This window comes from Methanolobus vulcani, from assembly GCF_900100715.1.
Lineage (GTDB): Archaea > Halobacteriota > Methanosarcinia > Methanosarcinales > Methanosarcinaceae > Methanolobus > Methanolobus vulcani.
The window spans coordinates 42,525-67,609 of sequence record NZ_FNCA01000009.1 but is presented as its reverse complement, the minus strand read 5'-3'; the positions used below and the strand labels follow the sequence as shown (position 1 = coordinate 67,609).

The following is a 25,085-nucleotide window of genomic DNA, read 5'->3' as shown; positions in this document are numbered from 1 at the left end:
AAAAATGATTAAAAATGAGTTTGAAGAACCAGATTTAAAGTATAGTATCCCTGCAATCCACATAAATCCGGCTGAAATCAGGCACTTTTCCTGAGATTGGTTTTGCGTAGAGGTAGAGTTTCTCATATATCGGCTTGAACTTCTTTATAACTCCAAGAACCGGATCATCAGGGTCTGTGTAAGCTCCGAAGAACTTACAGTTAGTGTCAAACATCAGGTTATTGCAATAGTCAATTATCTCTTCCATTGCAAGACTGTGATCCTGTTCAAATGCAAAATCAACAATTGAATGCATTTTGCATACCTCGCCTTCTGATGGTATTCTTGGCATGCTGACAAAATGTCTGAGTATTCCATAGGCATTTGTCATGAGTTTCCACATAGTTGGCTCTTTTGTATAGGTAAGTTCCATAAGGACAGATGAATCCCAGAAACCAGCACATGCAACTATATGTCCTTTCCACTTTGCCACAATGAAATTCTCCAGACCGTATCCCAGTATTCTTTCAGTATAGTCCCTGAAACTCTCTGTTGTAAATGGATAGAATTGAGCATTTCCATGGTAGTAGCTATTGATCAGCTTAATAGCTTCATGGATATCATCAGGATTTATCCTTTCAATTTCATATGCGCTTTCTATCTTTTCCTTTTTATAAGCTGAAATTGAAATGGCCTGTATTTTCTTTTCTCTCATGTAGCCTAGTTTTTCAAAAAGATCAATGAACTCTTCATTTGGTTCATATGCATAACAATAGATATAAGAAGCTTTAACTTCTGCTGCGGCTTTTTCTGCTTTCCTGATAAGTTCGACTTCAATTCCCTTATCTTTGTGTTCAGGATGAACCACAACTTCTGCAATATAAAGATATGGTTCATCCGTTCCTTGTTTAATTGTCCACCCTATCCACCCCACAGCGGTGGCATTCTTTTCTGCAACACGGATCTCCCAGTTGTCATAAATTTCATATCTTGCTGTTATATCCGGTCCCTTGTCAATGATCATTGCGCGTTCTTCATTTCCCTGAGGACACAGCTTTTCAATGTCCAACAGAGTATCGTTGTCCTCTTCCCTAAAAGGTCTTATATTGACCATGCGATCACCCGGTCTCTTTTATGAGATGTCCCGGTAATAAGGGAACCCGGAAAAACAGAGTCATAACTCCGCATCACAGATTTTGTATTCTACTACTCCCAAATAAAAATTGAATTTGATTGGATATATAGGTTTTGGATTTAAATAATGTCCATATTAATAATATAGCAAGAGCAGCTATCAAATTGATAAGCTAAAAACTCCTCCTAATTATCTTCATTCCTCAAATTCAGCAAGTGCCGTGCTGAGATATCTCTCTCCGGTATCCGGTAATATCACAACTATCATTTTTCCCGCATTTTCCTCTCGTCTGGCAAGCTCTAAAGCCGCGTGAACAGCTGCACCACATGATATCCCAACAAGTATTCCCTCTTTTTTTGCCATCTGTCTTGCGTTTTCAAAAGCATCCTCATTACTGACTTTGATTACCTCATCAATAATCTCTGTATTCAGTACATCAGGGATGAAACCGGCACCAATTCCCTGTATCTTGTGAGGTCCTGGCTTGCCACCGGAAAGTACAGGTGAATTCTCTGGTTCGACAGCTATTGCTTTAAAAGAAGGTTTGCGGGCTTTAATTACTTCAGAGATTCCAGTAATTGTTCCTCCAGTCCCGACACCTGCCACAAGATAATCTATTTTACCATCCGTATCCTCCCAGATCTCTTCGGCAGTGGTACGGCGGTGAATATCAGGATTTGCCGGGTTCATGAATTGATGTGGAACAAAGGATCTCTCAGTTTTCTTTGCGAGCTCCTCAGCTTCGGCGATTGCTCCGTTCATACCCTTGTTCCCAGGTGTGAGAACTATTTCAGCACCAAGCATCCTGAGTATCTTTCTTCTTTCAATGCTCATGGTCTCAGGCATCGTAAGAATAAGACGATATCCTTTTGCAGCACATACAAAAGCCAGTCCTATTCCTGTGTTGCCTGATGTTGGTTCTATGACAACAGAATCCTTGTTGATCATTCCGTCTTTTTCAGCCGTTTCTATCATATTAAGAGCAATACGGTCCTTAATTGAGCTTAATGGATTGAAGGATTCAACTTTACCGATCACAGTTGCATGGCAACCTTCAGTGATTCTGTTCAGGCGTACAAGAGGTGTGTTGCCAACGGTCTTAGTTATGTCTTCGTAAATGTGAATTTTACCAACTCCATTATTTGTGTTCCTTTTTCTCCTTAAAAATTAGTCTTGGTTCTTCGATGATCACTTTTGTATCAGGCGGAACAGACTTTGTGATCCATACATTACCGCCAATTACCGTTCTTGCTCCGATTACAGTGTCTCCCCCAAGAATGGTTGCATTGGAATAAATGATAACATCATCTTCAATGGTAGGATGCCTTTTCTGATCCCGTATGAGTTTTCCGGATTCGTCTTTTGGAAAACTCAGAGAACCAAGGGTAACACCCTGATAGACACGTACATTGTCCCCTATCTCACAAGTCTCACCTATAACAACACCAGTACCATGGTCAATAAAAAATCCTTTACCTATCTTTGCACCGGGATGGATGTCTATTCCTACAACGCTATGAGCATACTCTGTCATGATGCGGGGAATTATGGATATTCCCTGCTTGTGCAGTTCATGTGCTGAGCGGTAAATTGTCATAGCAAATATTCCCGGATAGCTGAAGATGATCTCATCATGGCTTTTAGCTGCAGGGTCACCTTCATATGTGGCAATGATATCTGAAGCCAGCATGGACCTGATATCAGGTATCTTTCTCAGAAATCGTAATGTCTCCTCGCGTCCACGATCAATGCATTCGGTGCATTCCTCATCGCAGCGGTTGCATTCGTGTATTATGCTGTTGGTTATCTGTTCTGATAGTTTACCAAACAGTTCAGTGATCTCATTTCCCAGATGATACGGCAAGGTATTCCTGTCAACTGTCTGGTCTCCAAAGTAACCGGGGAAGAGAATATCCTTCAGCAGGTCGATAATTTCTACAAGCGCTTCTCTGGATGGGATAACAGCAGCTTCAAGGTGGTCAAAACATCCTCTTTCAGAACAACTGTTGACGACAAGGTCCACGATATCCGGAATTTCCGGACGGTATATGTTGTCGACCATGGAGTTTAGAATCGTGCATCCTTTTTGTTCTGATGATGTTTTGGCCATTTTATCACGTCATTTAAAATCTGATTTATTTATATTGTTCACAGCGTTAACAATACTCACATCTACAAGCTCTCTTTTTTGCATAATTTTCTCATTCTAAAATACTTATCTATATTCAGCAACGTCCACTTTTATTAAACCCATATATGATTGAAGATAATACCATTTAAAATCTTTGAAGCTGCTATTGGAGCATTTCTCCAATTTCTGCAATAAGTGCCCCTGCATCATTTTTCCTTTCATCAGGTGCTAGTTCCACAAATATTGGTCCGAATACTGTGAGCATAGAATTCAGATCAGGATAGGTACCAATACCTGTGTTCAATCCGATAGCAAAGAGCTCATTATTGGTTTTATCCACATTCTTTCCGTCAGAAAGATGGCCATTTTTCAGTATTGATCTGACTTTTGTGAGTTTCAGTTGCATCTGATCAAATATTTTCTGACTTTCCAGAAGTGAATCTATTTGTATATACTGATTCCATCCAGGTGAATAAGGAAATGCGATTTCCAGGGGCTTTTCTTCAGAAGCAGGATAGTTTAAGAACCCTTTATTTCCAGTAGAGAGATCTTGCCAGGGTATTTTCAGTCTAATGCTGTATTTTGCGTTATTAAGTGAAGAAATCTGTATTACAATGATTTCTGCACCATCTCCTCTTTCTCCAAATATGCGTGGTTGAATCGAATTCAGATTGAAAAGCGGATACTCGGTTCTTTCAACTGAAAGCTCAGTTTTAAGAAAAATCATCTGCATCGGAGCTGCTGGCATGCTGAGGTCTACATTAATTTCAGGTTCCCAGTTCTCTATCTCAAGGACTATTTCATCCACCATGACGGAACTGCCACCAGTATTTGAAAGAATGATCCTCAGCTCATCATCGTTCATGGGATATTTCAGGTCCAGTGTTGCATTCAGCACCTGAAGATCGGGAGCATCCCTGTCTATCATTCTCTGTTCCTGTGTAGTTATGGCCTGCATGATCTCGGGCAGGAAGATGTTGATCTTCTCAAGCTCTTTCTGGAAATCATCATCAGAATCCTTCATACTCTGGAGCATTTTTCCGAGTTCGTAGAGGGACTCGTCGTTAGCTTTCTTTCCTCCATACTTACTCTCAACAGCCTTTGCAAGTATGGAACCAAGAAGAGGTACGGGTATCTTTCTCAGTTCATCACACACGAACTCAACCACAACTTCACTGCTTGCGTCTTTAAGTGACTGTGGAATATTGTCAAGAATTGAAATGATATATTTTCGTGAGCTTGAAAGGATGTCTGCAGTATTAGATGATGGAGCTACAGGAGTCATATATAAAAATCTGTCATAGCGGTTATTTACTCTTTTTGATGAACCATTTTTCAGAATTATTCTTTTAAGGTTCATTCCATCACATTTAACCATGCTAAATAAATTTATATAGAACTCTGTATTAGATATTTTATGCAATCATCTAAAGGTCAAAAAGAGATAATTAATGAGGAACTGCTTCCAGTAACGGATATTGATATCAGGGCACTGGCAGATATCTATGATGAAAAACCAGTCTACCTTTCAGTTTATCTTCCTGTATCCGGAAGGGAAAATGAGCACCTGAACCGTATATTTATAGATTCAAGAGTGAGTGCTATCAAAAAAGCTCTGGACCCTGAACTTCGCTCAGAATTCGAAAAGACATTTGAGATGGCAGAACCCGCAGTTTTTGATGCAGCAATTTCAGGTGAGAAGGGAAGAATTATCTTCGCAAGTTCAAAAGAATCTTTCCTACGTGTTCACAGGCTTGCAGTGGAACCGGAGCAATCTTTTGTTCTTGACACATCACCTTATCTGCTTCCACTGGCGAAATTAAGAGCCGATTATGAGGACTATGGTGTGCTTCTGGTTGATTCCCAGGAGGCTAAGTTCACCTGCATACGTTCAGATATTGCAGAGGAGAAAAAACACCTCTCAACAGACCTTATGAATAAGCACAAAAAAGGTGGCTGGAGTCAGATGCGTTTCAACCATCTGAGAAAAGGCGCTATCAAATCCTTCCTCTCAGAGGTTGCTGAAAATGTCCAGGGAACATGTGATCAGCTTCAGACAAGAGGTTTTGTTCTTGCAGGACCCGGGGAGGCAAAACAGCAGCTTATGGAAATGCTGCCATATGAAGTCCAGCAGAAGGTTCTGGGTGTTATTGATGTTCCTATTGATATTCCACGGGATGAACTGGTAGAAGCCGGAGATGCCGTGCTTCAGAAGAGTGAGCATTCCGAGGCCATAACGGTGGGTGAAGAACTGAAAAGTGCGATTCTCAAAGGCGGGCTCGCTGTTCATGGCTTTGAAGATGTTAAGAATGCACTTGAACAGGCAAGAGTTAACACCCTGCTCATACTGAAAGATTCTTCTGTTCCCGGCTGGATATGTGAGAGATGCCAGAACCTTCAGGCAAACGCCAATGCTCCAAAAGAATGTGACAGGTGTGGAGGTCCAACATTGGTTGTCAATGTGATAGAAGAACTCTATGAGATGGCACAGCGCACAGGTGCAAAGGTTGAGTTTGTAGAAAAAGAGGACTTCCTTGAATCTGATGATGATGTGGGTGCGCTTCTAAGATACTGAATTGTCAATTTTTCTGCATATAACAGTCCCAAATAATCGTCAATGCTAGAAAAGAAATACATGATATGCACATATAAATAACATATTTTGAATCATTAGAGATTAGCAGGCTTGCTATGAACTATAATATGTTATCGCATGAAAAAATATTCAGGAAGATCATTCATCTGGTTACGGTAATTGTCCTTTACATACTTCTGCTGGCAATAATTGTAGGAATGTTCAATGTTTTCCAGAATATAGGACTGGTATGGCTGAAAAAAGGAGGTTTCAGTCAGGTAGTGTACAGTGTACTGACAATCTTTGTGCTTATTGATTTTTTCAAGGCTTTTGCAGATTATCAGGTACATGAAAGGATCAGGCTTACATATGTGACCGACGCAACCATATTGATAGTCATGCGTGAAATCACTGTACTGATCTACGGCCATGAATTTGAAACAGAGACCTTACTTGCGTTTGCAGCATTGCTTCTGGTTTTGGGTATTGTTCGTGCGATTGCCGTAAAGTTCACCCCTGTTGAATATAAGAGTTCTGTATTGGTACCAGAAGCAGAAAGCGAATTAAAGTAAAATACTACTTTTTTACTTTATACAATAAAAACCAGCCTGCATGTAAGAGTACCAGAAAAGTTCCACGGTCCTGAATCCTGTTTCCCTAAGCAGTTTGAGATGTTCCTCAACTGTAATGGGGAAGTATTCAGTACCAAAACGTTCCAGGTGAATCTCTATTTCTTCCTCAGTTCTTTTGTGGACTCTCTGAAAATCCGCCCAGTATCTTTTACCAACGCTGATACCTTCTTTTGTAAGTGGGCTGATGTTCTCGAATGTGATGAAAAATCCGCCATCTTTGAGCAGTTCATAGCATTTTGCAACCGCTTTTTTTCTGTTTTCCATATCAAGGTAGTGATGACACTGGATTGCCGTAATTACGTCTGTTTGTTCACTGAGTTCCTGAGTGAAATCCTGGGTTGCGGAAGCTTCGAGAATTTTAACTCTGTCACAGGAACATGATGAGAGTTTTTCCCTTGTTTGCTTTAGCATTCCTTCTGAAGGGTCGAGCATGAGGAACTTTGTATCAGGGAAATGTTCAATCGCTTTTGCGATAAATGTCCCGGTTCCACATCCTGTATCCATCCATACTTTTGGTGGTTTCGGGAGTGATCTGACAAGATTTATGGTCTCTTCATGAAATGATCTGTAATAAGGGAGAACGGTAGATATCTTAGCATCATAATCCTCTGGAAGATGAGGAGTTTTGTTTTCGCGATCTTGGTTAGAAGGCATATAGGAAAATGGACTTTTTTATTATTTATATTTCCTTTGCAGAGCCTTTAAGTAATCTTAGAGTTTAATGACTGATTAGTCACTTAGATACCTTAAACGGAGCATAAAAGGATGTTATACAGGAAAAATCCAAAGAACGGTGATGAGCTTTCAATACTGGGTTTTGGCGCCATGCGCCTGCCGGTGAAAGAAGATGGAAGTATAGATGACAAGACGGCAACTGATATGGTTCGCACATGCATAGACAATGGCGTGAACTATGTTGACACTGCATGGCCTTATCACATGGGAGAAAGTGAGACTTTCCTTGCCGATGCTCTTGCAGACGGATACAGGGGAAAGGTAAAGCTCGCTACAAAATTACCTCAGTGGATGGTTAAAAGGCTGGAGGATATGGATAAGTTCCTCAACGCACAGCTTGAGAAACTCAATACTGATCATATCGATTACTATCTTGTACACAGTCTTGTAGGCAGTAGCTGGAAAACAATTAAGGAAATAGGTGTGCTTGAATTCCTTGACAAAGCAAAGGCAGATGGTCGCATAATCAATGCCGGTTTTTCCTATCATGGTGACCCGGAGGACTTTGCACCTATAATCGATGCCTACGACTGGGATTTCTGCCAGATACAGTACAATTTCCTGGATACCAACGTCCAGGCAGGAACAGCAGGTCTGGAATATGCCGCTTCCAAAGGTCTTGCTGTTGTGATAATGGAACCTTTGCGTGGTGGAAATCTTGCGGATCCTGTTCCAAAGGAGATTCTGGATATATGGAATGAGGCTGATGTGAAACGCAGTCCGGTTGAATGGGCTCTGCGGTGGGTATGGAATCATCCGGAAGTTACAGTTGTGCTTTCAGGTATGAGTGCACCGGAACACGTTCAAGAGAATCTGAAGGTTGCAGATGATGGTCTTCCAAACTCATTGACCGAAAAAGAGCTGCAACTTGTGGAAAGGGCCGCAGAGAAGTACGGTGAGCTTATGAAGATCAACTGTACCGCATGCAGATATTGTATGCCATGTCCTGAAGAAGTCGATATCCCTGCATGTTTTGAGGTCTACAACAACTTGCACATGTTTGGTGGCGAGGACAGACTTAAGATGATGTATGCTGCGAAAATGGGTGGAATTCTCAGAGGTGCCGAGACAAACTTTGCTTCACAGTGTGTGCAATGTGGCCAGTGCCTGGATGCATGTCCTCAGCATATTCCGATACCTGACACGCTTGAGAAGGTTGCAGAGGAGTTTGAAGGTCCGGGTCTTGGAGAAAGAATTGCTTTTGCAAAGCAGTTATTTGCTGACGACAGTTGCTGAAGTTCTCTTTTGAGAACTTTTTCTTTTCTTTACTTATTTATACTTTTCAAAACTATAATTATAGGTTAACAGAAAACCAACCCAATACTTGCAGGTAGATACCTTGATAACCGTAAAGAATCTCTCAAAGAATTTCGGTGATACAAAAGCTGTGGATGCCGTTGACCTTGAAGTCAAAAAAGGTGAACTATTTGGCCTTCTGGGTCCGAATGGTTCAGGCAAAACAACAATGATAAAAATGCTCACCGGTCAGATTAAGCCTACTGAAGGTGAGGTTTCAGTGCTTGGAGTCGATGTGCTTGCCAATCCTTTGAGAGTAAAAGAGCTTACTGGTATCATTCCTGAGCAGGAAACACCACCAAGTTTCCTTACGGCTGAAGAATACCTGCATTTTGTTGCAAAAATAAGAAAGCTTGAAGCTTTTGAAGATAAATGTGAATGGTGGTTCACATATCTTGATTTTGCAGGCCAGAAAGACATTCTCTGCAAAGATCTTTCCAGAGGAACAAGACAAAAACTGATGCTTGCACAGGCTTTTCTGCACGAGCCTGAACTTGTGATAATCGATGAACCTCTTATTAATCTCGATCCGTTGATGCAGCGCAAGGTCAAGGATTATCTAAGGGACTATGTGAGCAAGGGAGGCACGGTTTTTATATCGACCCACATTCTGGAAATTGCCAGGGAAATATGCAGCAGTATGGGTATAATCTACAAGGGAAAGCTGGTTTTCTCAGGAAATATGGACGACCCTGCGATTGGTGACAGGCCGCTTGAAGATTTCTTCCTTGAACTTGTGAACTGAGGTGCCGGTAATGTTCGAGCTGTTCAGGAGCATGATGAAGGAAGAATGGAGGATGCATTCCGCATTCTTCGGGGATAGAGGCTTTGCCCTATTTCCGGCTGTGATTGCAGCCGCTTCCATGTTACTCTCACTTTCCATGATAATATTCTGGAGGATAATTAGCCAGACCGATGTGCTGCTGGGAATACATTACCTGTTGCTTTTCATGGGTTCAATGGTTGGAGGTTTCGGTCTGCTAGGCAGGGAAGTTATGAACAGGAGATTCGGACAGGCAAGTCTGCTAGCCTATTCTTCAAGGACACTTCCGATATCTGAGAGAACCATTTTTGCTAATTTCATTGTCAAGGATGTTATCTATTATTTCTTCTTGTATGTGCTGCCGTTCACAGTGGGATTTGTGGCAGGAGCCATCATAATTGACATGCATTATTCATTCTTCCTATTGCTGTTGACACTGTTCTTTTCATTCTGCATCGGTCTATCGTTTGTATTCTTACTATCCACAATCTATGCTAATCTTGGCAAGAAGGCTCTTTTCCTGCTACTATTGATTCCAGTATTGTTCCTGATTTTCTTCCAGGGACTCGAGTTTGATGTATTCTACAGGCTTCCTTCCTTTGTTCTATATACTGAGCCTTCCCTGAAAGTTCTGATTACCTGTATTGTTCTTGTTCTAGTACCATCTATAATATCACTGATTTTCCTGAAAGTGGATTATCCGCAATCTCAGAAACATTACAGGAACAGGTTCAGTGAAATTTCTGACAAACTGGATTTCTATGGTTACTCTCATTTTATGACAAAGGATTATCTTGATTTCAGCCGCAGTGAAGGAGGTGCCGGAAAAATAGTATTCTCATTCCTTGTGCCTGTTTTGCTTGTATGGCTGTTCCTGCCTCAGTTGCTTAAAGCTGTACCAGGGCTGGACACACTTGTGGTTTTTACAGTGGTTGTAGGCATGATGGCGTCTTCCATGTACAACTGGCTGGTTGAGTTTGACATGTTCAGCTCGTACTCTTTCCTTCCTCTAACGGTTGCTGATGTTCTTAGAAGCAAGCTCAACAGTTATTCACTGCTGAATGTGTTTCCTTTTCTGGTGGTTGTGGCAGCTACCATCTATGCGGGCAGATTGATCGATATTGTTCACATCATCCTGCTGTTCGTTGCAGTTTCAATGTATGTTGTTTCGGTGACTGTTTACCTGACCGGTCTTAACACAACATTTTCACTATATAACGCCGGTACATTTGCAAGCTATGTGCTGGCTATCGGTCCTGTGGTTATGGGAATGATTTTCCTTGCTCAGCTACACTTCCATCTGGTGCTTTTGTCGGTGTTGCTGATACCTGTGTCCTTGTTTGTGTTGAAAAGGAGTTTTGTTAAGTGGGATTAATTGGAAGTTTGAGTGTCTATTATCTATCTGGTTTTAATATTCATCTAACCTTTAGAATCTAATTAAAATGCAGGTTACTAAAAATTAACAAGGGAAAGCGCTTTATTCTCTTTAATCAAAAACTAACATGTAACTACTCGCCTCTGTAGAAATTCTGATGAGATCAATATTGGCGAGTTAAACAAGTATCTGTTCGTACACCAATATAGATAATTGTAGTTCCGTGAATATGAATTTCAAAGATTTCTACAGAGACAATTTTTATTTCTCTTTGCGTACGGCTGAGTGTATATTTTCATAAAGCCATCTGGAGATTATGGGTATGGGATGATGATGAAGTTGTAAATAATTTATTTTACAATTAAAAGAATATCAGCTGCAAGGTTTTTTGTCGAGAATTTCACTTATTTTTGCTGCATATTCTTTATTTTTTGTATACACTCTGCATATCTTTAATTTTTGTTCACTTAACACATGAATAATTGAAGCTTCATCTTCAATCAGATATTTATATCCATTTTCATGTTTTTTCTTAATTTTAATTGTCTCTTCTTTATCTTCAGAAGAATACCAACTATCACGTAAACTTTTATAAGGTTCAACATTAGTTATTGAAATTGGTATCTCAAAAGGAATATACCATCTCTCTTCAATTCCTGTCTTTTCAATTATATGGTTTTGGATAATATCATCAACAAAGCGGGGAGTAAAATTTTCTCCCTTTCTCACCATTTTTTGTTCTTCATGTGCTAACGTTAACGGTACTCTATTTAAGATATTACTAACAAATATGAGAAAAACATCTTCTTGAATTTCGTAATCTTTATTTTTATCATAATCCAATTTCTGTTTTTCTATATCTTTTAAAGTGTTGAAAAACCATGAATCCGTAAAATCAAGATAATTTATAGTAGATGTAGAACTTTCATCTTGGAACATATTAATTAGGTCAAGGTATGAAACAGCATGCCCTCTTTCAAGTAATCCTTTGTATGCTTTTTTTACCATTAATTCGAAACCGACAGTTGCTTTATGAAAAATAACAGTGCTATAAAAAAAGTATTTTGATAATAAATAATGCTCAACGGCTTTTTGTCCTTTTTCGTTTACAACTAAAAGATTATCTTCTTCATCATAGTCTAAGTTTCTTATTATTTGTTCTGAATCAAATAATCCATATTTAACGCCTGTATGGTTTGAATCACGCAATAAGTAGTCAAATCTATCGGCGTCTAATTCAGAGTGAATTATAAGTGATTCTGGACCGGAATAAGTTCCAGCTATAATTTGACATATAGCTCGTATTTCGTTATCATCAAATTCCTCTTTAAGAATATCATATATCTCGGTGCAATGAATAACGATTCCAGTAATTCTTTCATGATGAGCAAAGTCAAGTGAATCATTTCTACTGGGATGTAGTTCATAGTTTAAGTTATGAACTTTATTTTCTAAACTCTGTTCCGATAAAGAATTATCTTCAATACCGTTGTCAATTTCAATTGAAATATCTCGTGGTTTGTATTTTGATTTAGTGTCACTTTTGACTTCACTTTCTATAAGATGCGACAATGGATAATGACCTATATCATGCAAGAGTGCAGCCATTCTAATCAATTTGCGTTGGCCAGAAAATACTTTATTTTTTTCTTGAAGGCTTACAATCATTTTGTCAGCTACGTGCATGACACCAATTGAATGATTAAATCTATTATGTAAAGCACCAGGGAAAACATAATCTAATAATCCCAATTGCCTAATGTTACGTAAACGTTGAAAAAAAGGTGAATCAATGACTTTATTCTCTAATTCTGTAATTTTTATAAACCCATGGACATTGTCATAAATTTCCCTTCTAAAGTCAATGTCATCAGGCGTCATTAATTCTAATTGTAATCTTTCAAATTATTTAATGCTTTTTCAATAAGAATTGGGTCAGCTTCTTTTAAGTAAGGCTTAACTTGAAATAATTTCTCGGTAAGTTCCTTTCCTTTTCCATTTCCAGCAAAATTTGCTTTATTAATGTAATGTAAGGATGCCAATATTTCTAAGTAGTTGACGTCTTTAATATCTTCACCCAACTTCTTTTTGAAAGCTTCAAGCTTCTCCTCAATAACTTCGTTGTTTTTAAATACCAAGCCTTTGCTACTTTCAAATGTATTGTCATCAATTGCAAATAAGGTGTGTGCTAATGGAGATGAATATGGTCCTTTTAGGTACCAATTATATCCATAACCTAGTGATAAGCCAGAAGCTTGAAGCAAATAAATAACTTTTTGATATTGAAGCCTATTGTCAAAATCCGACATATCTGGTTTCCCCAGTCCAATAATGTCTAAAACTTTGCTCAATATTTTTTCATTTGCCATTCTTCATCTCCTCTATTTTAATAGGACATCATTTTTGATAATAAAACTATAAATAAATTAGTTTATATTTTTATACTTAAATCCTATCTATGTAACAATTTAAGTTAATTGTATTTATTATCTCCGTTTTTAATACTTTCACTCCGCTAGTTAAAATTTATTTTCTGCTTAATTTTAAGTTTGTTTATATGGCATTTATACTTTAGATGAGTATTATTTTAGCTAATTTATCTCTTTTTTCTCAGCAATTTACTTGCGCATCTATTTATTCTGAATTTAGAGTGGCTTCAAAGATAAATTACTTTATTAATTCATTTCATATTACTACACTTTTTTGTAGAAAATATCTTAGTTCTTTTTTCTCCCATGAGGACACACATAAACACACAATCCACACACAGCTAGCTGCCCATTGTTCTCCATTTCCTTGAAATGGTCATCACATTTCTTAGCATCATATCTCATTTCCCGGTTTTCTCCTTCAACAAAATTCCTTCCGGTAAAAGCCTGGACCGGACATATCTTCACACATTCATTACAGTTTCCACATCTGCTTTCCATACTGGTTCCCGTAGCTTGGAGGGGTGCATCTGTCAGGATTGTAGCCCATCTGACCCTTGGTCCGTTGTCCGGGGTTATCAGGAGGCAGCTTTTTCCTATCCAGCCAAGTCCTGACAGGTGGGCGGCCAGTTTGTGGGAGAACTGGGCACAGATCCTTTCATCATCTATTCTTTTTGATGAAGGAATAGGAAGTGCTGCATAGCCATTATCCTGAATATGGCTGCTCAGGATTGAAGTTATCATGTCAAGTCTTGAGTTGATAACATCGTACGCATGATGCTTGTAATTCAATAATGCTGCTCTCTCATTTCTATGTGTCAGTTTGTTAACAATAGAATCCATCATTCTTATTCCGACTGAGATAGCATACGGATACTCTGACAGGTTCTTACCACCTTGATCAACAATGAAATCAGTAGCATTTGAAAGATCTGCCACACCAAAATACTGGACTCCGTTTTCCAGTGCAATTCTGTTCAATTCTTCCTGAATACTCACAATGATACCTCTGAATATGATTCTATTAGTTAATCTGCTTTTTTTCTTTCCCTGTCACAGCTTACAGCTTTTATAAAATCTATGGGATGCTGAATGAGTTTTGCAGTTTCTTCTATGGATTTTCCTTCATCTAAAAATCGTCTTGCAATGACCGCCATTGATTCTCCGATCTCTACGATATGTTTGTCAGGATCATATATTCTGACAACGCGTTGCTGCCAGTCGTGTTTCTTAGGTGGGTGAACATACTCGATATCATCGAATGTTCTCAGGTGTTCGATGAAGTAATCAAAGTCATCTTCCTCAAAATAGAGCTCAAAATTATGTGATCTCTTCATGACCGAGCTCTTATCAACTGATACGATGTCGGCAAAATTGAGCTGGATTGCAAAGCTGCCGTCAAAGGTGACATTCCATCCAAGGTCCAGAACAATCTTCTGGCCCAGCACTTTTTCGTAGAATTCTTTTGACGTTTCAAGGTCATTGACTGCAATTAAAGGACATGTAAATTTCAACTTGATCCCCGTGTATAAATGAAGAGTAGATCGATTTATCATTTATCCCTGATAGATCGATCATGAAATCAGAACTTAATGTTTAATGTTGCTGTTACCATATTTTTTCTTTAAAAAGAACAGAGCATCCTGAGTGCTGTCACAAATATGCACGTGCTGCTTTTCCATGAGTTCTGTCAGTTCCAGGTCGCTTTCCATTCTCTTCATAACCTCAGGCTGTACTGAAGTAAGATATACCCTCTGGTGCTGTTTCCTGCTTGCCTTGATAAAGCTTTTGAGGCGCTCGATACCTGTTGTATCGATAAAGGGGACGTAACGCATACGCAGGATTATGTGAGGCTTGCTAATAGTCATGTGCTCGTTGATCTTGCTCTCGAACACGTTCATGGCTCCGAAGAAAAATGGACCGTTTATGGTGTAAACCGAGACGTTCTTCTCAAGGTAAGGGTCAGCAAAGATAGTGGCGTTGATACCTTTTGTCTTGTCGTAGTTCTCCATGGTGTGAATGTCGATGACGTTTGTGAGTCTTATGAAGAGCAGTATGATCGAGAGGAACATACCCATCTGGACAGCAAATACGAGGTCAGTGAGTACAGTGAGAAGGAAAGTCACGATTAGAACAGCAGTGTCCATCTTGCTAATGTTCATGGTGGTCTTGAATTCGGTTACATTGATCATCCTTAGGGAAACCAGGATGAGCACTCCGGCAAGGTATGCCTTTGGAATGAAAGCAGCGACAGGACCAAGGAAAAGTAATATCATAAGCAGTATCAGGGCGTGGATTATTCCTGACATCTGGGTCTTTGCACCTTCCCTGATGTTGACAGCACTTCTTGCAATGGCGGCAGTACATGGAATTCCTGAGAAGAATGGCAGTGCCATGTTTGCGATTCCCTGACCCACTAGTTCTCTGTTGCTGTCATGTCTGCTGTTGGTCATACCGTCACAGACAACGGCACAGAGCAGTCCCTCAATGGCACCGAGGAGTGCTATAGTGAGAGCTGCCGGCAGAACAGTCATGAGTAGTTCAAGGTTGAAGTTGAGCATATGGATCTGTGGAAGTCCAGCGGGGATGCTGCCTACAAGTGGTATCTCGATTCCGAAATAATATACCATGAGAACTGAGAGAATGAGTGCGATTATTGAAGGTGGGAGGCTGTTGATGTATTTTATTCTGGCCATGAGTCCCGGCAGGAATAAGAGAAGCAGAATCGTGGCGAAGCATATTATTACTGCTGTGCTGCTGATGAGATTGGCACTGGAGATTATGGCGTATAGTGTTTCCCATACGTGTTCTTTTGAAGGGATGACCAGTCCAAGGGCATTTGGTATCTGGCCTATGAGAATGATTGCACCGATACCGCTCGTGAATCCTGATATGACGGGTAGAGGGATGTACTTGACGACTTTACCAAGTTTCAGGATTCCGAACAGTATCTGAAACGCACCGGCGAGGAAACCTGCAAGGAGTAGTCCTTCCAGCCCGAAGCTGTGCAGTGTTGAAAGTATGATCACGGTCATCGCACCGGTTGGTCCGGTGATTGAGTACCGTGAGCCTCCGGTTGCCGATACCAGCATTCCTGCGATGACAGCCGTGTATAATCCCATCTGGGGCTCGACGCCTGAAGCAATAGCAAAAGCAATAGCAAGTGGCAATGCCACAATGGCCGTGATAAATCCGGCCTTTAAATCACTCGTAAACGATTCTTTAAGATAATTTGAGACTTTTTTTTGAATATCCATTTGAAAGCCAGCTGACTCGCGTCAAAAAATGTTCTGATGAAGGCTAAAAGCGTTATTAAATATATAAAACCGATTGATAATGAAAATAAGTTACAAATGGTATTGAAATTTATGATAAAGGGTGTTTTACTCATTTATTGAACATATATCCAAATTTAATTCCTGTTGCATATAAATGAGTGGTCAAATGCTTGACCAAACTTATTTTGAATTATCGTTCACCCACTAAAATTATCTTCTAATCCCTCCAATAAAACCCTATGAACCCCATAATCTCCCAACTCCGAGCCGAGCTTAAGCAAAACTCTGACGAAGAAGCCAGAGCAAGCTCGAACCGCTTCTTCAAAGAAGAAATAAAATGCTATGGCATGAAAACACCGGTTGCCAGAAAAATAGCAAAAGACTATTACAAGCAAGTATCGGGCAAAAACAAGCAGGAGATATTTGCTCTATGTGAAGAGCTCCTGAGTTCTGATTACATGGAGGAAGCCTTTATCGCATTCGAATGGTCGTACAACCTGAGAAAGCAGTATGAACCTGAGGATTTTGCTGTGTTTGAGAGATGGGTCGGGGATTATGTCAACAACTGGGCGAAATGTGATACTCTCTGCAATCACACCATCGGTACGTTCATCGATATGTATCCTCAGTACATCGATTCGCTCAAAAAGTGGACTGCATCTGATAATCGCTGGTACAGGCGTGCTGCTGCTGTAACACTCGTTTTAGCGGCTCGCAGGGGAGAGCTCCTCGATGATATTTTTGAGATTGCAGATATGCTGCTGACTGATGAGGATGATCTGGTTCAGAAAGGCTACGGGTGGATGCTAAAGGAAGCGAGCAAGAAACACCAGCAGGAAGTATTTGACTACGTGGTGGCGAACAAGGAAGTTATGCCAAGGACAGCGCTCAGGTATGCTATTGAGAAAATGCCGAAGGAATTGAGAGCTAAGGCGATGGAAAAATAGTAACTAAAACAAGTTCAATTCTCAGTTTTTCTGTTCTCTCATAATAAAAAAGGATCCTGACAGGAATGTCAGGTTATTCTTTTCTCTAACTTATCAGACATTTGCCATTTCCGCCATCATCTTTTCACCGAGCTCAATAGCTTTTTTTGTTTCCATTATAGGAATGGTCTCAAGCTTTGAGATATCTCTCCATGGGAATGTAGCTCTTGCATATGCCTCTTCATTTTCGAGGTCGTAAATGATAAAGACCCTGCATGAGGATACATCAGACCACTCTGATATTACATTGTAGCCGTTTGGGTATTTCCATGACAGGTATCGCTTTTCCATTTCTTCGTTGTCTTTTGGGTCCCACGTCATTATATCCATAAATCGCATTTCTCACCCTCCTGTTATATCTCTTTTTTTCTTAGCAATTTATTATATGCGTTCCAGGTATTTATTTACTGAAGAAACAAATTTATTTTAATATATATACTGTGAATATTATCTATTCTGAAATGGAAATTAATATTTATGGCTAAAATTCAGATTGAATCTGACCTTTCAAACTTCACTTGAAGGACACAATTCATTCACAACACAAGCCCCGCACTTTGGCTTTCTTGCGATACACACATTCCTGCCGTGAAGTATCAGTGTCATGGAAAGGTTCTCAAGGTCTTTCTTCTCAGCAAGTTCCATGAGATCTATCTCTATCTTTTTTGGGTCGCTGTTCTTTGTAAACCCGAGTTTCTGTGAAAGCCTTGTCACATGTGTATCCACTGCAATTCCCACAATAATGTCATATCCTCTTGCAAGGACAATATTTGCGGTTTTCCTGCCAACACCCGGAAGTTTCAGAAGGTCTTCCATGTTATCAGGGACTTTGCCACCGAATTCTGTAAGGATGAGCTGTGCACTTCCGATTATGTGCTTTGCTTTCTGATGGTAGAATCCTGTGGTGTAGATATCTTTTCCAAGTTCAGTGAGGTCAGCGTTGGCAAAATCTTCAACACTGTGGTATTTTTTGAATAAAACCTGTGTGACCTTGTTCACCTGTTTGTCAGTACACTGGGCTGAGAGAATTGTTGCAACCAGCAGTTCCAGAGGATTATTGAAATGAAGCATAGGCTCAGCATTGGGATATTCTGTTTGCAGGAGCCTGAATATTTCGTCAAAATTTTCTCTGTTGTCAGGGACAGGTGATTGGATGGTCATGGGATGAATTATAATTTGATACTTTTTAGCTTTATTGAGTACCCCAGTGTTTCCACTAGAACTAAAAATAATAACGGAAACAATATTTTATCAAGAATAGATTCCTCTCAATATATTGTCATAAATACAAATCAATGAAATAAATCTCCTCCATGACATATCTGAATCAGGCATGGTGGGAACTCACAGAAAGTGAGTATTGGAATATAAGGATTACGAATGAAAAAGAGAAAATAAAAGAAGAAAAGATACGGGTTTAGAGCCCGTAAACTTCAATGTTCTTGTCAGCGATAGCCTGGATCTTTGCGATCTCTTCTTCACCGCCTTCCATCTTAAAGAGGTGGCTGAAACGGCGCTGCATCTTGAGGTAATCCTCAACAGGCTTAATACTCTTTCCAAGTTTTCTGACCTTGGTGATATCTCCGTTCTCCACTTCATACAGTGGCCAGAGACCTGTTTGTACAGCCATCCTAGCGACTTCAACTGTCTTTGAAGTATCAAATCCCCAGCCAGTTGTACATGGCGCATGGCAGTGTATATATGAAGGTCCTTCAATCTCAGTGGCCTTCTGCACCTTCTTGATCATGTCCTTTGGATATGCAAGTGATGTTGTGGCAACGTATGGCGAGCCATGTGCTACCATGATAGCAGGCATATTCTTCTTTGGTCTTGGGTTACCGAATGAAACCTTTCCTGAAGGACTTGTTGTGGTTGAAGCATTGTAAGGTGTTGCACCACTTCTCTGAACACCGGTGTTCATGTAGGCTTCATTGTCAATACAGACATAGGTGAAGTCATGCCCTCTTTCGAATGCACCGGAAATAGAACGCATTCCGATATCCAGTGTTGCACCGTCTCCACCCATAACAACGACCTTGGTGTTTCCTTTCTTACCAAGTGCTTTAAGGGCAGCTTCGACACCAGCTCCTACTGCAGCTGCATTCTCGAAAAGTGAGTGTACCCATGGTACATCCCATGCAGTTTCAGGGAACGGGGTGGTCATAACTTCAAGGCATCCGGTTGGGTTGATGACAATACAGTCTTCACCGGCACCCATAAGTGTGAACTTTGCAGCCATTGCGTCACAGCAACCTGCACATCCTCTATGTCCTGGGGCTAACAATGATTTCATATTAGTTCCTCCTTCACATCGGTAAACTGGCTTTCGATCTTGATACCTGTTTTCATAACCTCTGTAGCCTCATCGATGATCTTCTCGATGGTGTCTATCTTGATGTCACGTCCACCGTGACCGATCATGTAACCTACAACAGGTACTCTGACATCTGTGTTGTAGAGTGAGGACTTTGTTTCGGTGAAGAGTGCACCTTCGTTAAGTCCGAGTGAAATGTTCTTGTCAAGCACAACAACAACCTTTGCATCCTTGACAACATTCTTAATAGCTTCAACAGGGAATGGTCTGAATGACCTGACCTTTAGAACACCAACCTTCACATTCCTGTTCCTGAGTTTATCAATGACGTCCTTAATGGTTCCGACAATGGATCCCATTGCCATGATGATGATATCTGCATCGTCTGTTCGATACTCGTCAATAAGTCCTCCGTAGTATCTTCCGTATACGTCGTAGAATTCATTTGCTACATCCTCTATTTTCTTAAGGGCTTTCTGCATTGCCTGCTCCTGCAAGTACCTGAACTCTGTATAGTAGTTAGGGTCTGCAAAAGCACCGAAACTCAGTGGGTTCTTTGGATCAAGAACATTCTCAGGTTCGTATTTAGGCAGGAATTCATCTGTAAGGTCCTGTTCAAGAAGTACAACAGGTTCGTAAACGTGTGAAAGGATAAAACCGTCCATACAGGTCATTGCAGGCATAAGGATGTCCTTATCCTCTGATATTTTGTATGCCTGTGCTGTCATATCTGAGATTTCCTGTGTGTTCTCTGCATAGAGCTGTATCCATCCGGTATCTCTCTGGGAGATTGCATCCTGATGGTCGTTCCATATGCTGATAGGTGCACTGACAGCCCTGTTTGCAATTGTCATTACAACAGGCAGTCTCATACCTGATATGTTGAACAGTACCTCGTGCATGAGTTCAAGACCCTGTGAGGTTGTTGCAGAGTAACATCTTGCTCCTGCGGCTGAAGAACCGACAAGTGCTGAGAGTGCTGAGAACTCAGATTCTACATTGATGTACTCACAGTTAGGAATCTCACCGTCTGCCATGAATTGTGAGAGATCCTCTACAATGTGGGTCTGTGGTGTAATTGGATATGCTGAAATTACATTTGGTCTGCAGGTCTTTACAGCGTGTGCAACAGCGTATGAACCTTCGACAACGACCATCTTGCTTTTGTCAAGTTTGTTTTCTGGTGCCATTTACTTCTCCTCCAGAACCATTGTGATTGCGCTCTTTGGACATTCGTTTGCGCAGATTCCACATCCTTTGCAGAATTCGTAATCAAACTCAAAGTATCCGTCATCTCTTGGGTTTACTGCGCTGTCCGGGCAAAGGAGTTCGCATAACTTACATTTTATGCATTTGTCGTAATCGTAAACCGGCTTGAAAGTTCTCCATCCACCAGTCTTGTTTACTCTGGTTGTGCCTGCCTCACAGACTCCACCTGGAAGAATCTTCATTTCTTAGCCTCCTTCATCATCTTGTATGCTTCCTGGATAGCTTCAGCGTTCCTTTCTCCTACCTTACCAGGGAACCTTTCCTTAACAGCTTCCATGATTGATTCAGGCTCTATTTCGCCTGTTGCCCCTGCAAAAGCACCCAGAAGAACTGTGTTTACAATAGGTCTTCCAATAATATCCAGTGCGATCTTTGTTGCGTTGACAGTCATTATTTTTGCCTTGGTATCAAGGTCAAACTTGTCAGCGTCAAAGTCACTGTTAATGATAAGTATGCCATCTTCCTTGAGACCGCTTGCAACGTCGACTACTTCAAGGAGTGTAGGGTCCTGTACAATAACGTAATCAGGTTCGTAGATCTGGCTTCTGAGCCTGATTGGTTCATTGTTGATCCTTGTGAATGCCTGGACCGGTGCACCCCTTCTTTCTACTCCGAATGCGGGGAAGGCCTGGCTGAATTTACCGTCTGCAAAAGCAGCAACGGCCAGAAGTTCAGCAGCTGTGACAGAGCCCTGACCACCACGACCGTGTATGCGTATTTCTTTCATCTAGAATTCTCCATAAACCATGTGTAATAATAGATATAACAAATTATTCCGATTTTCTGTACGTTTTTATCGGTAAACATCGCACGTAAGGTGTCGAAAATTAATACCATAAAAGTATCATATTTTTCGTCAACTGACGTTATATGCAATGTTTAATTGTGTAGAATCGGTTAATTACTATTTAGTCTTTCGGTAATTTACGGTGTTAATACACCATCAATTAATAAAAATAAGTATATTAAAAACATAATGATTGATTTATAAATGGTATCACTCGGCATGTTTGCACATTTCATCCAGACTTTGCAAAATCTCTTCAATGTTTTTTGAGCTGGCAATACTTCTCCTTATATGTCTGCCATTTCTCATCCCACGGGTGAACCACTGTGCTTGCGCCTTTATGTTGACAGTATGCATCAGGTCATATTCCTCTAAAAGCCCAAAGTATTCTCTCAGGTCTGCAATTTTCTGGCTGCATTCCTTATATTCCAGTATTTCCCCGGTCTCAAGGTAGTGGGAAATTCTCCTGAAAAGGAAAGGATTACCCATTGCAGCCCTGCCGATCATTATACCGTCACATTCTGTATAATCCAATACCTGCCATGCTGATGTTTCATCAATAATATCACCGTTAGCGATAACAGGGATGCTGAGTTCCTGTTTTATCCTTTTCACGTAAGAATGGTCAGCTTTTCCGGAATACTGTTGCTGCCTTGTCCTTCCATGAACTGTTAATGCGTCTGCTCCAGCGTCTTCGATCAGGTGTGCGATCTTCAGTGTCTTTTCCATATCTTCAACTATGCGTATTTTCGCGGTTACAGGAGTGGACAGATTATCTGTAAGCCCTGTAACTATCTCATGAATAAGTTCAGGTGACCTTAGAAGTGCAGACCCACAGCCGTCTTTTGTCAGGAGTCTTGCAGGGCAGCCAAAATTGATATCGATAATTTCAGGCTGGTAGATCTCTTCTATCTTTAGAGCTGCTTCAGTCATGTTTTCAACAGAATTACCAAAAATCTGAATTCCAAGCGGTCTTTCTTCTTCGCAGCTCATCCCACGGCTGATGCTTTTCTCATTCTCGTATATGACAGCATCCGAGCTTATCATTTCTGAATAAGTGATGGATGCCCCGTATTTTCTACACATGAGACGGAAAGGAAGGTTTGTCACATTGGCCATTGGTGCAAGCAGGATATTTCCAGGAATATTAATGTCAGCGATTTTCATTGGAATTGTCCTATCGAAGGGTATACTAATATATAAGTAGGATGTATGGAAAAATCTATTAAATCACTGGAAATTGAGTTTTAAGACTTATCCTTTACTAACTTAATAAAAGAAGACAGGTTCATCTATGACTAAGATTTTAGCTTTTGTTGGAATGCCGGCCTCAGGCAAATCAGAGGCAGCATCTGTTCTGCGCCAGAAAGGTATCACTGTTATCAATATGGGAGATGTCATCAGGGAAGAGGTTGTACGCAGAGGACTTGAGCCAACCGACGCCAATACAGGCGGTGTGGGCACCGACCTGCGTGAAAAGGAAGGCAGAGACGCTGTTGCAAAGAGATGTATCCCGAAGATCCAGGCTGCAAATGAGGATTTCATAGGTATTGATGGTGTTCGCAGCGTTCCTGAAGTAGAGAGATTCAAAGAGGCTTTTGGATCAGATTTCACCCTTGTTTCCGTGGATTCTCCTCTTGAGATAAGGTTCAATCGCGTGCTTGCCCGCAAGAGAAGCGATGATATGAAAGATATTAGTGAGCTTAAGGTCAGGGATGAACGTGAGCTTGGCTGGGGAATGGGTGAAGCAATGGAAATTGCAGACGTTGTTGTTGAGAATAATAACACTCTTGATGAGTTCAGGAAAAGTATCCTGGCACTTGTGGAGTAAGGAACAGGCATAAAGAATAGTTTTCATAAATAAATTTCAGGAATTATTTCAAAGAAGAATTCCATAAAACTTACAGTCATAACCGGCAGGAAAGTTATCATGATAAAAGTTACAGTTTCAGCAGTCGTAAACCCTACAGAGAGCAAGGACAAAGTTTTCTCAGCTCTTGACCAACTCTTCCCTGAGATTGATTTTGATTACGAGGAAAGCTCAGAGTACAGCGGGAAGTTCACCGGTGAGAGTGACATCTATGCGCTGAAAAATATTCACTTCCAGATAAGAGAGGAGGAAACTATTGACACTTCACGCACAAGGCTTAATGTCGGTAGGTCAGAGGATGGCCTGTCAACTTCTTTTATCATCAGCAAGCAGGTTGCAAGCGTCGGCCGCCTGAATTATCCTGCACAGGAAGAACCACTTGGATCTATCAATGTCACCGTAACAGCCGATAATGAAGGGGAGATGCAAAGGTTCGTTGACTGGCTAACACCACCAACAGAAGATGGTGTTCCTGATTTTGAAATGGATATTAGGGATGTTTAATATGAATGTCACAAACCTGAGTTTTTCATCACGTGCAGCAGTTGGGGACCAGTTCAACTGGGCTTACGAACTTGAGGATATGGGATACGCCGGCTGGGAAATTGTCCAGGAAGGCTCACAGACCCTCAGTGATGAAAATATCCATCTGGTACGTGACATATCCGAAACAACCAACCTTACACTCACAATGCACCTGCCATTCTCTGATATGAACCTTGCAGGCCTCAATAAAGGCATTCATGACGAGATCATGCGCCAGATGAAAAAATGTCTGGACATGGGATCTGATTTTGTGAGCCTTGCTGTGGTTCACCCGGGTTATCTTTCCCCATACGGAAGCCAGGTTCAGGACCAGGCCTGGAAGAAGAATGTTGAATCAATTCAGCAACTTTCCGATCATGCAGCAGACATGGGAATTGTAATTGCGGTTGAGAACATGCCCAAAATGCCAAAGATATACGGCATGAATCCCGATGAGATGCTGGATATTCTGAAAGATGTCAACAGGGAAAACGTTGGAATTACTCTTGATGTAGGCCATGCTAATACTAATGGATTTGTTGATGAGTTCGTGGAAAAGTGCCTTGGAAAGATCAAACACATGCATATCCACGATAACCATGGAAAACGTGACGAACACCTTCCTCTTGGACAGGGAACCGTGGACTGGAAAAAGTTCATGGAAAGCATTTCAGGTTACAAAGGCATGATGGTCACTGAAATGATGAACCTCGATGAAGGCAGGCAGTGTATTGAGTATTTGAAAAGCCTTTGATCACTGAATCTGAAAAGTGCCTGCAGGCACAAAATAAGATCTAATTTCGTTTTCATTTTTTAATTTACTCGTCCAGCCTGCCGTGCCTGCGGTCTATATCATCGAGCTGGTCAAGCATTTTACGCACGGCTGTCCTTATAGCATCAGCCTGTGTGACGAACTTCTTGTTATCTCCAACATGTTTGTTGAGGTCGTCAAGAAGCTCCTGGGGAATGTCAAGACTCACTTTTGGCATTGTTTCACCTTTTTGAA

The 25,085-nt window shown here is 40.7% G+C and carries 27 protein-coding genes; 9 read left to right on the top strand and 18 right to left on the bottom strand.

All coding sequences use genetic code 11. The features are described from left to right. Nucleotides 1–34: 34 nt before the first annotated feature. The 4 genes from BLP52_RS11895 to BLP52_RS11880 all read right to left on the bottom strand — a co-directional run bounded on the left by BLP52_RS11895 (nt 35) and on the right by BLP52_RS11880 (nt 4,623). Nucleotides 35–1,093 carry a GNAT family N-acetyltransferase gene (locus tag BLP52_RS11895; RefSeq protein WP_091710706.1) on the bottom strand — a complete coding sequence of 353 codons (1,059 nt, stop codon included), beginning with the start codon at nt 1,091–1,093 and terminating at the stop codon, nt 35–37. 216 nt (nt 1,094–1,309) lie between these two features. Further along, complete coding sequence (gene cysK / locus BLP52_RS11890) at nt 1,310–2,239, bottom strand: cysteine synthase A (RefSeq protein ID WP_091710705.1); 930 nt, start codon at nt 2,237–2,239, stop codon at nt 1,310–1,312. 13 nt (nt 2,240–2,252) lie between these two features. Further along, nucleotides 2,253–3,224, bottom strand: coding sequence for a serine O-acetyltransferase EpsC (gene epsC / locus BLP52_RS11885; RefSeq protein WP_091710704.1), 972 nt, complete (start codon nt 3,222–3,224; stop codon nt 2,253–2,255). Nucleotides 3,225–3,408: 184 nt separating this feature from the next. After that, nucleotides 3,409–4,623, bottom strand: coding sequence for a BAR domain-containing protein (locus BLP52_RS11880; protein WP_091710703.1), 1,215 nt, complete (start codon nt 4,621–4,623; stop codon nt 3,409–3,411). 39 nt (nt 4,624–4,662) lie between these two features. Here BLP52_RS11880 and BLP52_RS11875 point away from each other — a divergent pair, with 39 nt between their 5' ends. Both BLP52_RS11875 and BLP52_RS11870 read left to right on the top strand, forming a co-directional pair. Then, nucleotides 4,663–5,820, top strand: coding sequence for a baeRF10 domain-containing protein (locus tag BLP52_RS11875; RefSeq protein WP_091710702.1), 1,158 nt, complete (start codon nt 4,663–4,665; stop codon nt 5,818–5,820). Nucleotides 5,821–5,936: 116 nt separating this feature from the next. After that, on the top strand, nt 5,937–6,392 hold the full coding sequence (locus BLP52_RS11870; RefSeq protein ID WP_238380827.1) for a phosphate-starvation-inducible PsiE family protein: 456 nt from the start codon (nt 5,937–5,939) through the stop codon (nt 6,390–6,392). A 12-nt stretch (nt 6,393–6,404) separates the two neighbouring features. On the opposite strand, the gene BLP52_RS11865 is transcribed toward BLP52_RS11870, so the two are convergent. After that, nucleotides 6,405–7,106: a class I SAM-dependent methyltransferase gene (locus BLP52_RS11865; RefSeq protein ID WP_091710701.1), complete on the bottom strand. Its 702-nt coding sequence runs from the start codon at nt 7,104–7,106 to the stop codon at nt 6,405–6,407. 111 nt (nt 7,107–7,217) lie between these two features. Here BLP52_RS11865 and BLP52_RS11860 point away from each other — a divergent pair, with 111 nt between their 5' ends. From BLP52_RS11860 to BLP52_RS11850, 3 genes are all read left to right on the top strand, one after another. After that, the gene (locus tag BLP52_RS11860) at nt 7,218–8,423 is read left to right on the top strand and encodes an aldo/keto reductase (RefSeq protein WP_091710700.1); all 1,206 of its coding nucleotides are present in this window, start codon (nt 7,218–7,220) and stop codon (nt 8,421–8,423) included. Nucleotides 8,424–8,511: 88 nt separating this feature from the next. Beyond that, complete coding sequence (locus BLP52_RS11855) at nt 8,512–9,228, top strand: ABC transporter ATP-binding protein (RefSeq protein ID WP_238380826.1); 717 nt, start codon at nt 8,512–8,514, stop codon at nt 9,226–9,228. A 10-nt stretch (nt 9,229–9,238) separates the two neighbouring features. Beyond that, on the top strand, nt 9,239–10,621 hold the full coding sequence (locus BLP52_RS11850; protein ID WP_238380825.1) for a hypothetical protein: 1,383 nt from the start codon (nt 9,239–9,241) through the stop codon (nt 10,619–10,621). 372 nt (nt 10,622–10,993) lie between these two features. On the opposite strand, the gene BLP52_RS11845 is transcribed toward BLP52_RS11850, so the two are convergent. From BLP52_RS11845 to BLP52_RS11825, 5 genes are all read right to left on the bottom strand, one after another. Next, complete coding sequence (locus BLP52_RS11845) at nt 10,994–12,502, bottom strand: HD domain-containing protein (RefSeq protein ID WP_091710698.1); 1,509 nt, start codon at nt 12,500–12,502, stop codon at nt 10,994–10,996. A 5-nt stretch (nt 12,503–12,507) separates the two neighbouring features. After that, a complete protein-coding gene (locus tag BLP52_RS11840) occupies nt 12,508–12,990 on the bottom strand; it encodes a hypothetical protein (protein WP_091710697.1) in 483 nt (160 codons plus the stop codon). A 348-nt stretch (nt 12,991–13,338) separates the two neighbouring features. After that, entirely contained in the window at nt 13,339–14,049 is a 711-nt protein-coding gene (locus BLP52_RS11835; RefSeq protein WP_091710696.1) for a 4Fe-4S double cluster binding domain-containing protein, read from the bottom strand. A gap of 29 nt (nt 14,050–14,078) precedes the next feature. Beyond that, complete coding sequence (locus BLP52_RS11830; RefSeq protein WP_091710695.1) at nt 14,079–14,564, bottom strand: VOC family protein; 486 nt, start codon at nt 14,562–14,564, stop codon at nt 14,079–14,081. 75 nt (nt 14,565–14,639) lie between these two features. Next, on the bottom strand, nt 14,640–16,307 hold the full coding sequence (locus BLP52_RS11825; protein WP_091710694.1) for a SulP family inorganic anion transporter: 1,668 nt from the start codon (nt 16,305–16,307) through the stop codon (nt 14,640–14,642). Between the two features lie 260 nt (nt 16,308–16,567). Here BLP52_RS11825 and BLP52_RS11820 point away from each other — a divergent pair, with 260 nt between their 5' ends. Next, nucleotides 16,568–17,275 carry a DNA alkylation repair protein gene (locus tag BLP52_RS11820; RefSeq protein ID WP_091710693.1) on the top strand — a complete coding sequence of 236 codons (708 nt, stop codon included), beginning with the start codon at nt 16,568–16,570 and terminating at the stop codon, nt 17,273–17,275. A 93-nt stretch (nt 17,276–17,368) separates the two neighbouring features. Here the strand turns inward: BLP52_RS11820 and BLP52_RS11815 are convergent, their stop codons facing one another. The 7 genes from BLP52_RS11815 to dusB all read right to left on the bottom strand — a co-directional run bounded on the left by BLP52_RS11815 (nt 17,369) and on the right by dusB (nt 22,851). Beyond that, on the bottom strand, nt 17,369–17,653 hold the full coding sequence (locus BLP52_RS11815; protein WP_154717867.1) for a DUF3303 domain-containing protein: 285 nt from the start codon (nt 17,651–17,653) through the stop codon (nt 17,369–17,371). 168 nt (nt 17,654–17,821) lie between these two features. After that, a complete protein-coding gene (gene nth / locus BLP52_RS11810) occupies nt 17,822–18,475 on the bottom strand; it encodes an endonuclease III (RefSeq protein WP_091710691.1) in 654 nt (217 codons plus the stop codon). A 256-nt stretch (nt 18,476–18,731) separates the two neighbouring features. After that, nucleotides 18,732–19,607, bottom strand: coding sequence for a pyruvate synthase subunit PorB (gene porB / locus BLP52_RS11805; protein ID WP_091710690.1), 876 nt, complete (start codon nt 19,605–19,607; stop codon nt 18,732–18,734). Then, nucleotides 19,604–20,818, bottom strand: a complete 1,215-nt coding sequence (gene porA / locus BLP52_RS11800; RefSeq protein ID WP_091710689.1) for a pyruvate synthase subunit PorA — start codon at nt 20,816–20,818, stop codon at nt 19,604–19,606. The genes porB and porA overlap by 4 nt, the downstream gene beginning before the upstream one ends. Beyond that, nucleotides 20,819–21,079, bottom strand: a complete 261-nt coding sequence (gene porD / locus BLP52_RS11795) for a pyruvate synthase subunit PorD (RefSeq protein WP_091710688.1) — start codon at nt 21,077–21,079, stop codon at nt 20,819–20,821. Next, on the bottom strand, nt 21,076–21,624 hold the full coding sequence (locus BLP52_RS11790) for a pyruvate ferredoxin oxidoreductase subunit gamma (RefSeq protein WP_091710687.1): 549 nt from the start codon (nt 21,622–21,624) through the stop codon (nt 21,076–21,078). The genes porD and BLP52_RS11790 overlap by 4 nt, the downstream gene beginning before the upstream one ends. Before the next feature lie 270 nt (nt 21,625–21,894). Next, nucleotides 21,895–22,851, bottom strand: coding sequence for a tRNA dihydrouridine synthase DusB (gene dusB / locus BLP52_RS11785; protein WP_091710686.1), 957 nt, complete (start codon nt 22,849–22,851; stop codon nt 21,895–21,897). 127 nt (nt 22,852–22,978) lie between these two features. Here dusB and BLP52_RS11780 point away from each other — a divergent pair, with 127 nt between their 5' ends. The 3 genes from BLP52_RS11780 (at nt 22,979) to BLP52_RS11770 (ending at nt 24,833) form a co-directional block, all read left to right on the top strand. Beyond that, nucleotides 22,979–23,515, top strand: coding sequence for an AAA family ATPase (locus BLP52_RS11780; RefSeq protein ID WP_091710685.1), 537 nt, complete (start codon nt 22,979–22,981; stop codon nt 23,513–23,515). 99 nt (nt 23,516–23,614) lie between these two features. Then, nucleotides 23,615–24,058, top strand: a complete 444-nt coding sequence (locus BLP52_RS11775) for an RNA-binding domain-containing protein (protein ID WP_091710684.1) — start codon at nt 23,615–23,617, stop codon at nt 24,056–24,058. Between the two features lies 1 nt (nt 24,059). Continuing rightward, nucleotides 24,060–24,833, top strand: coding sequence for a sugar phosphate isomerase/epimerase family protein (locus BLP52_RS11770; protein WP_091710750.1), 774 nt, complete (start codon nt 24,060–24,062; stop codon nt 24,831–24,833). A gap of 64 nt (nt 24,834–24,897) precedes the next feature. On the opposite strand, the gene BLP52_RS11765 is transcribed toward BLP52_RS11770, so the two are convergent. Then, nucleotides 24,898–25,068: a ribbon-helix-helix domain-containing protein gene (locus tag BLP52_RS11765; RefSeq protein WP_023845152.1), complete on the bottom strand. Its 171-nt coding sequence runs from the start codon at nt 25,066–25,068 to the stop codon at nt 24,898–24,900. Nucleotides 25,069–25,085: the final 17 nt, after the last annotated feature.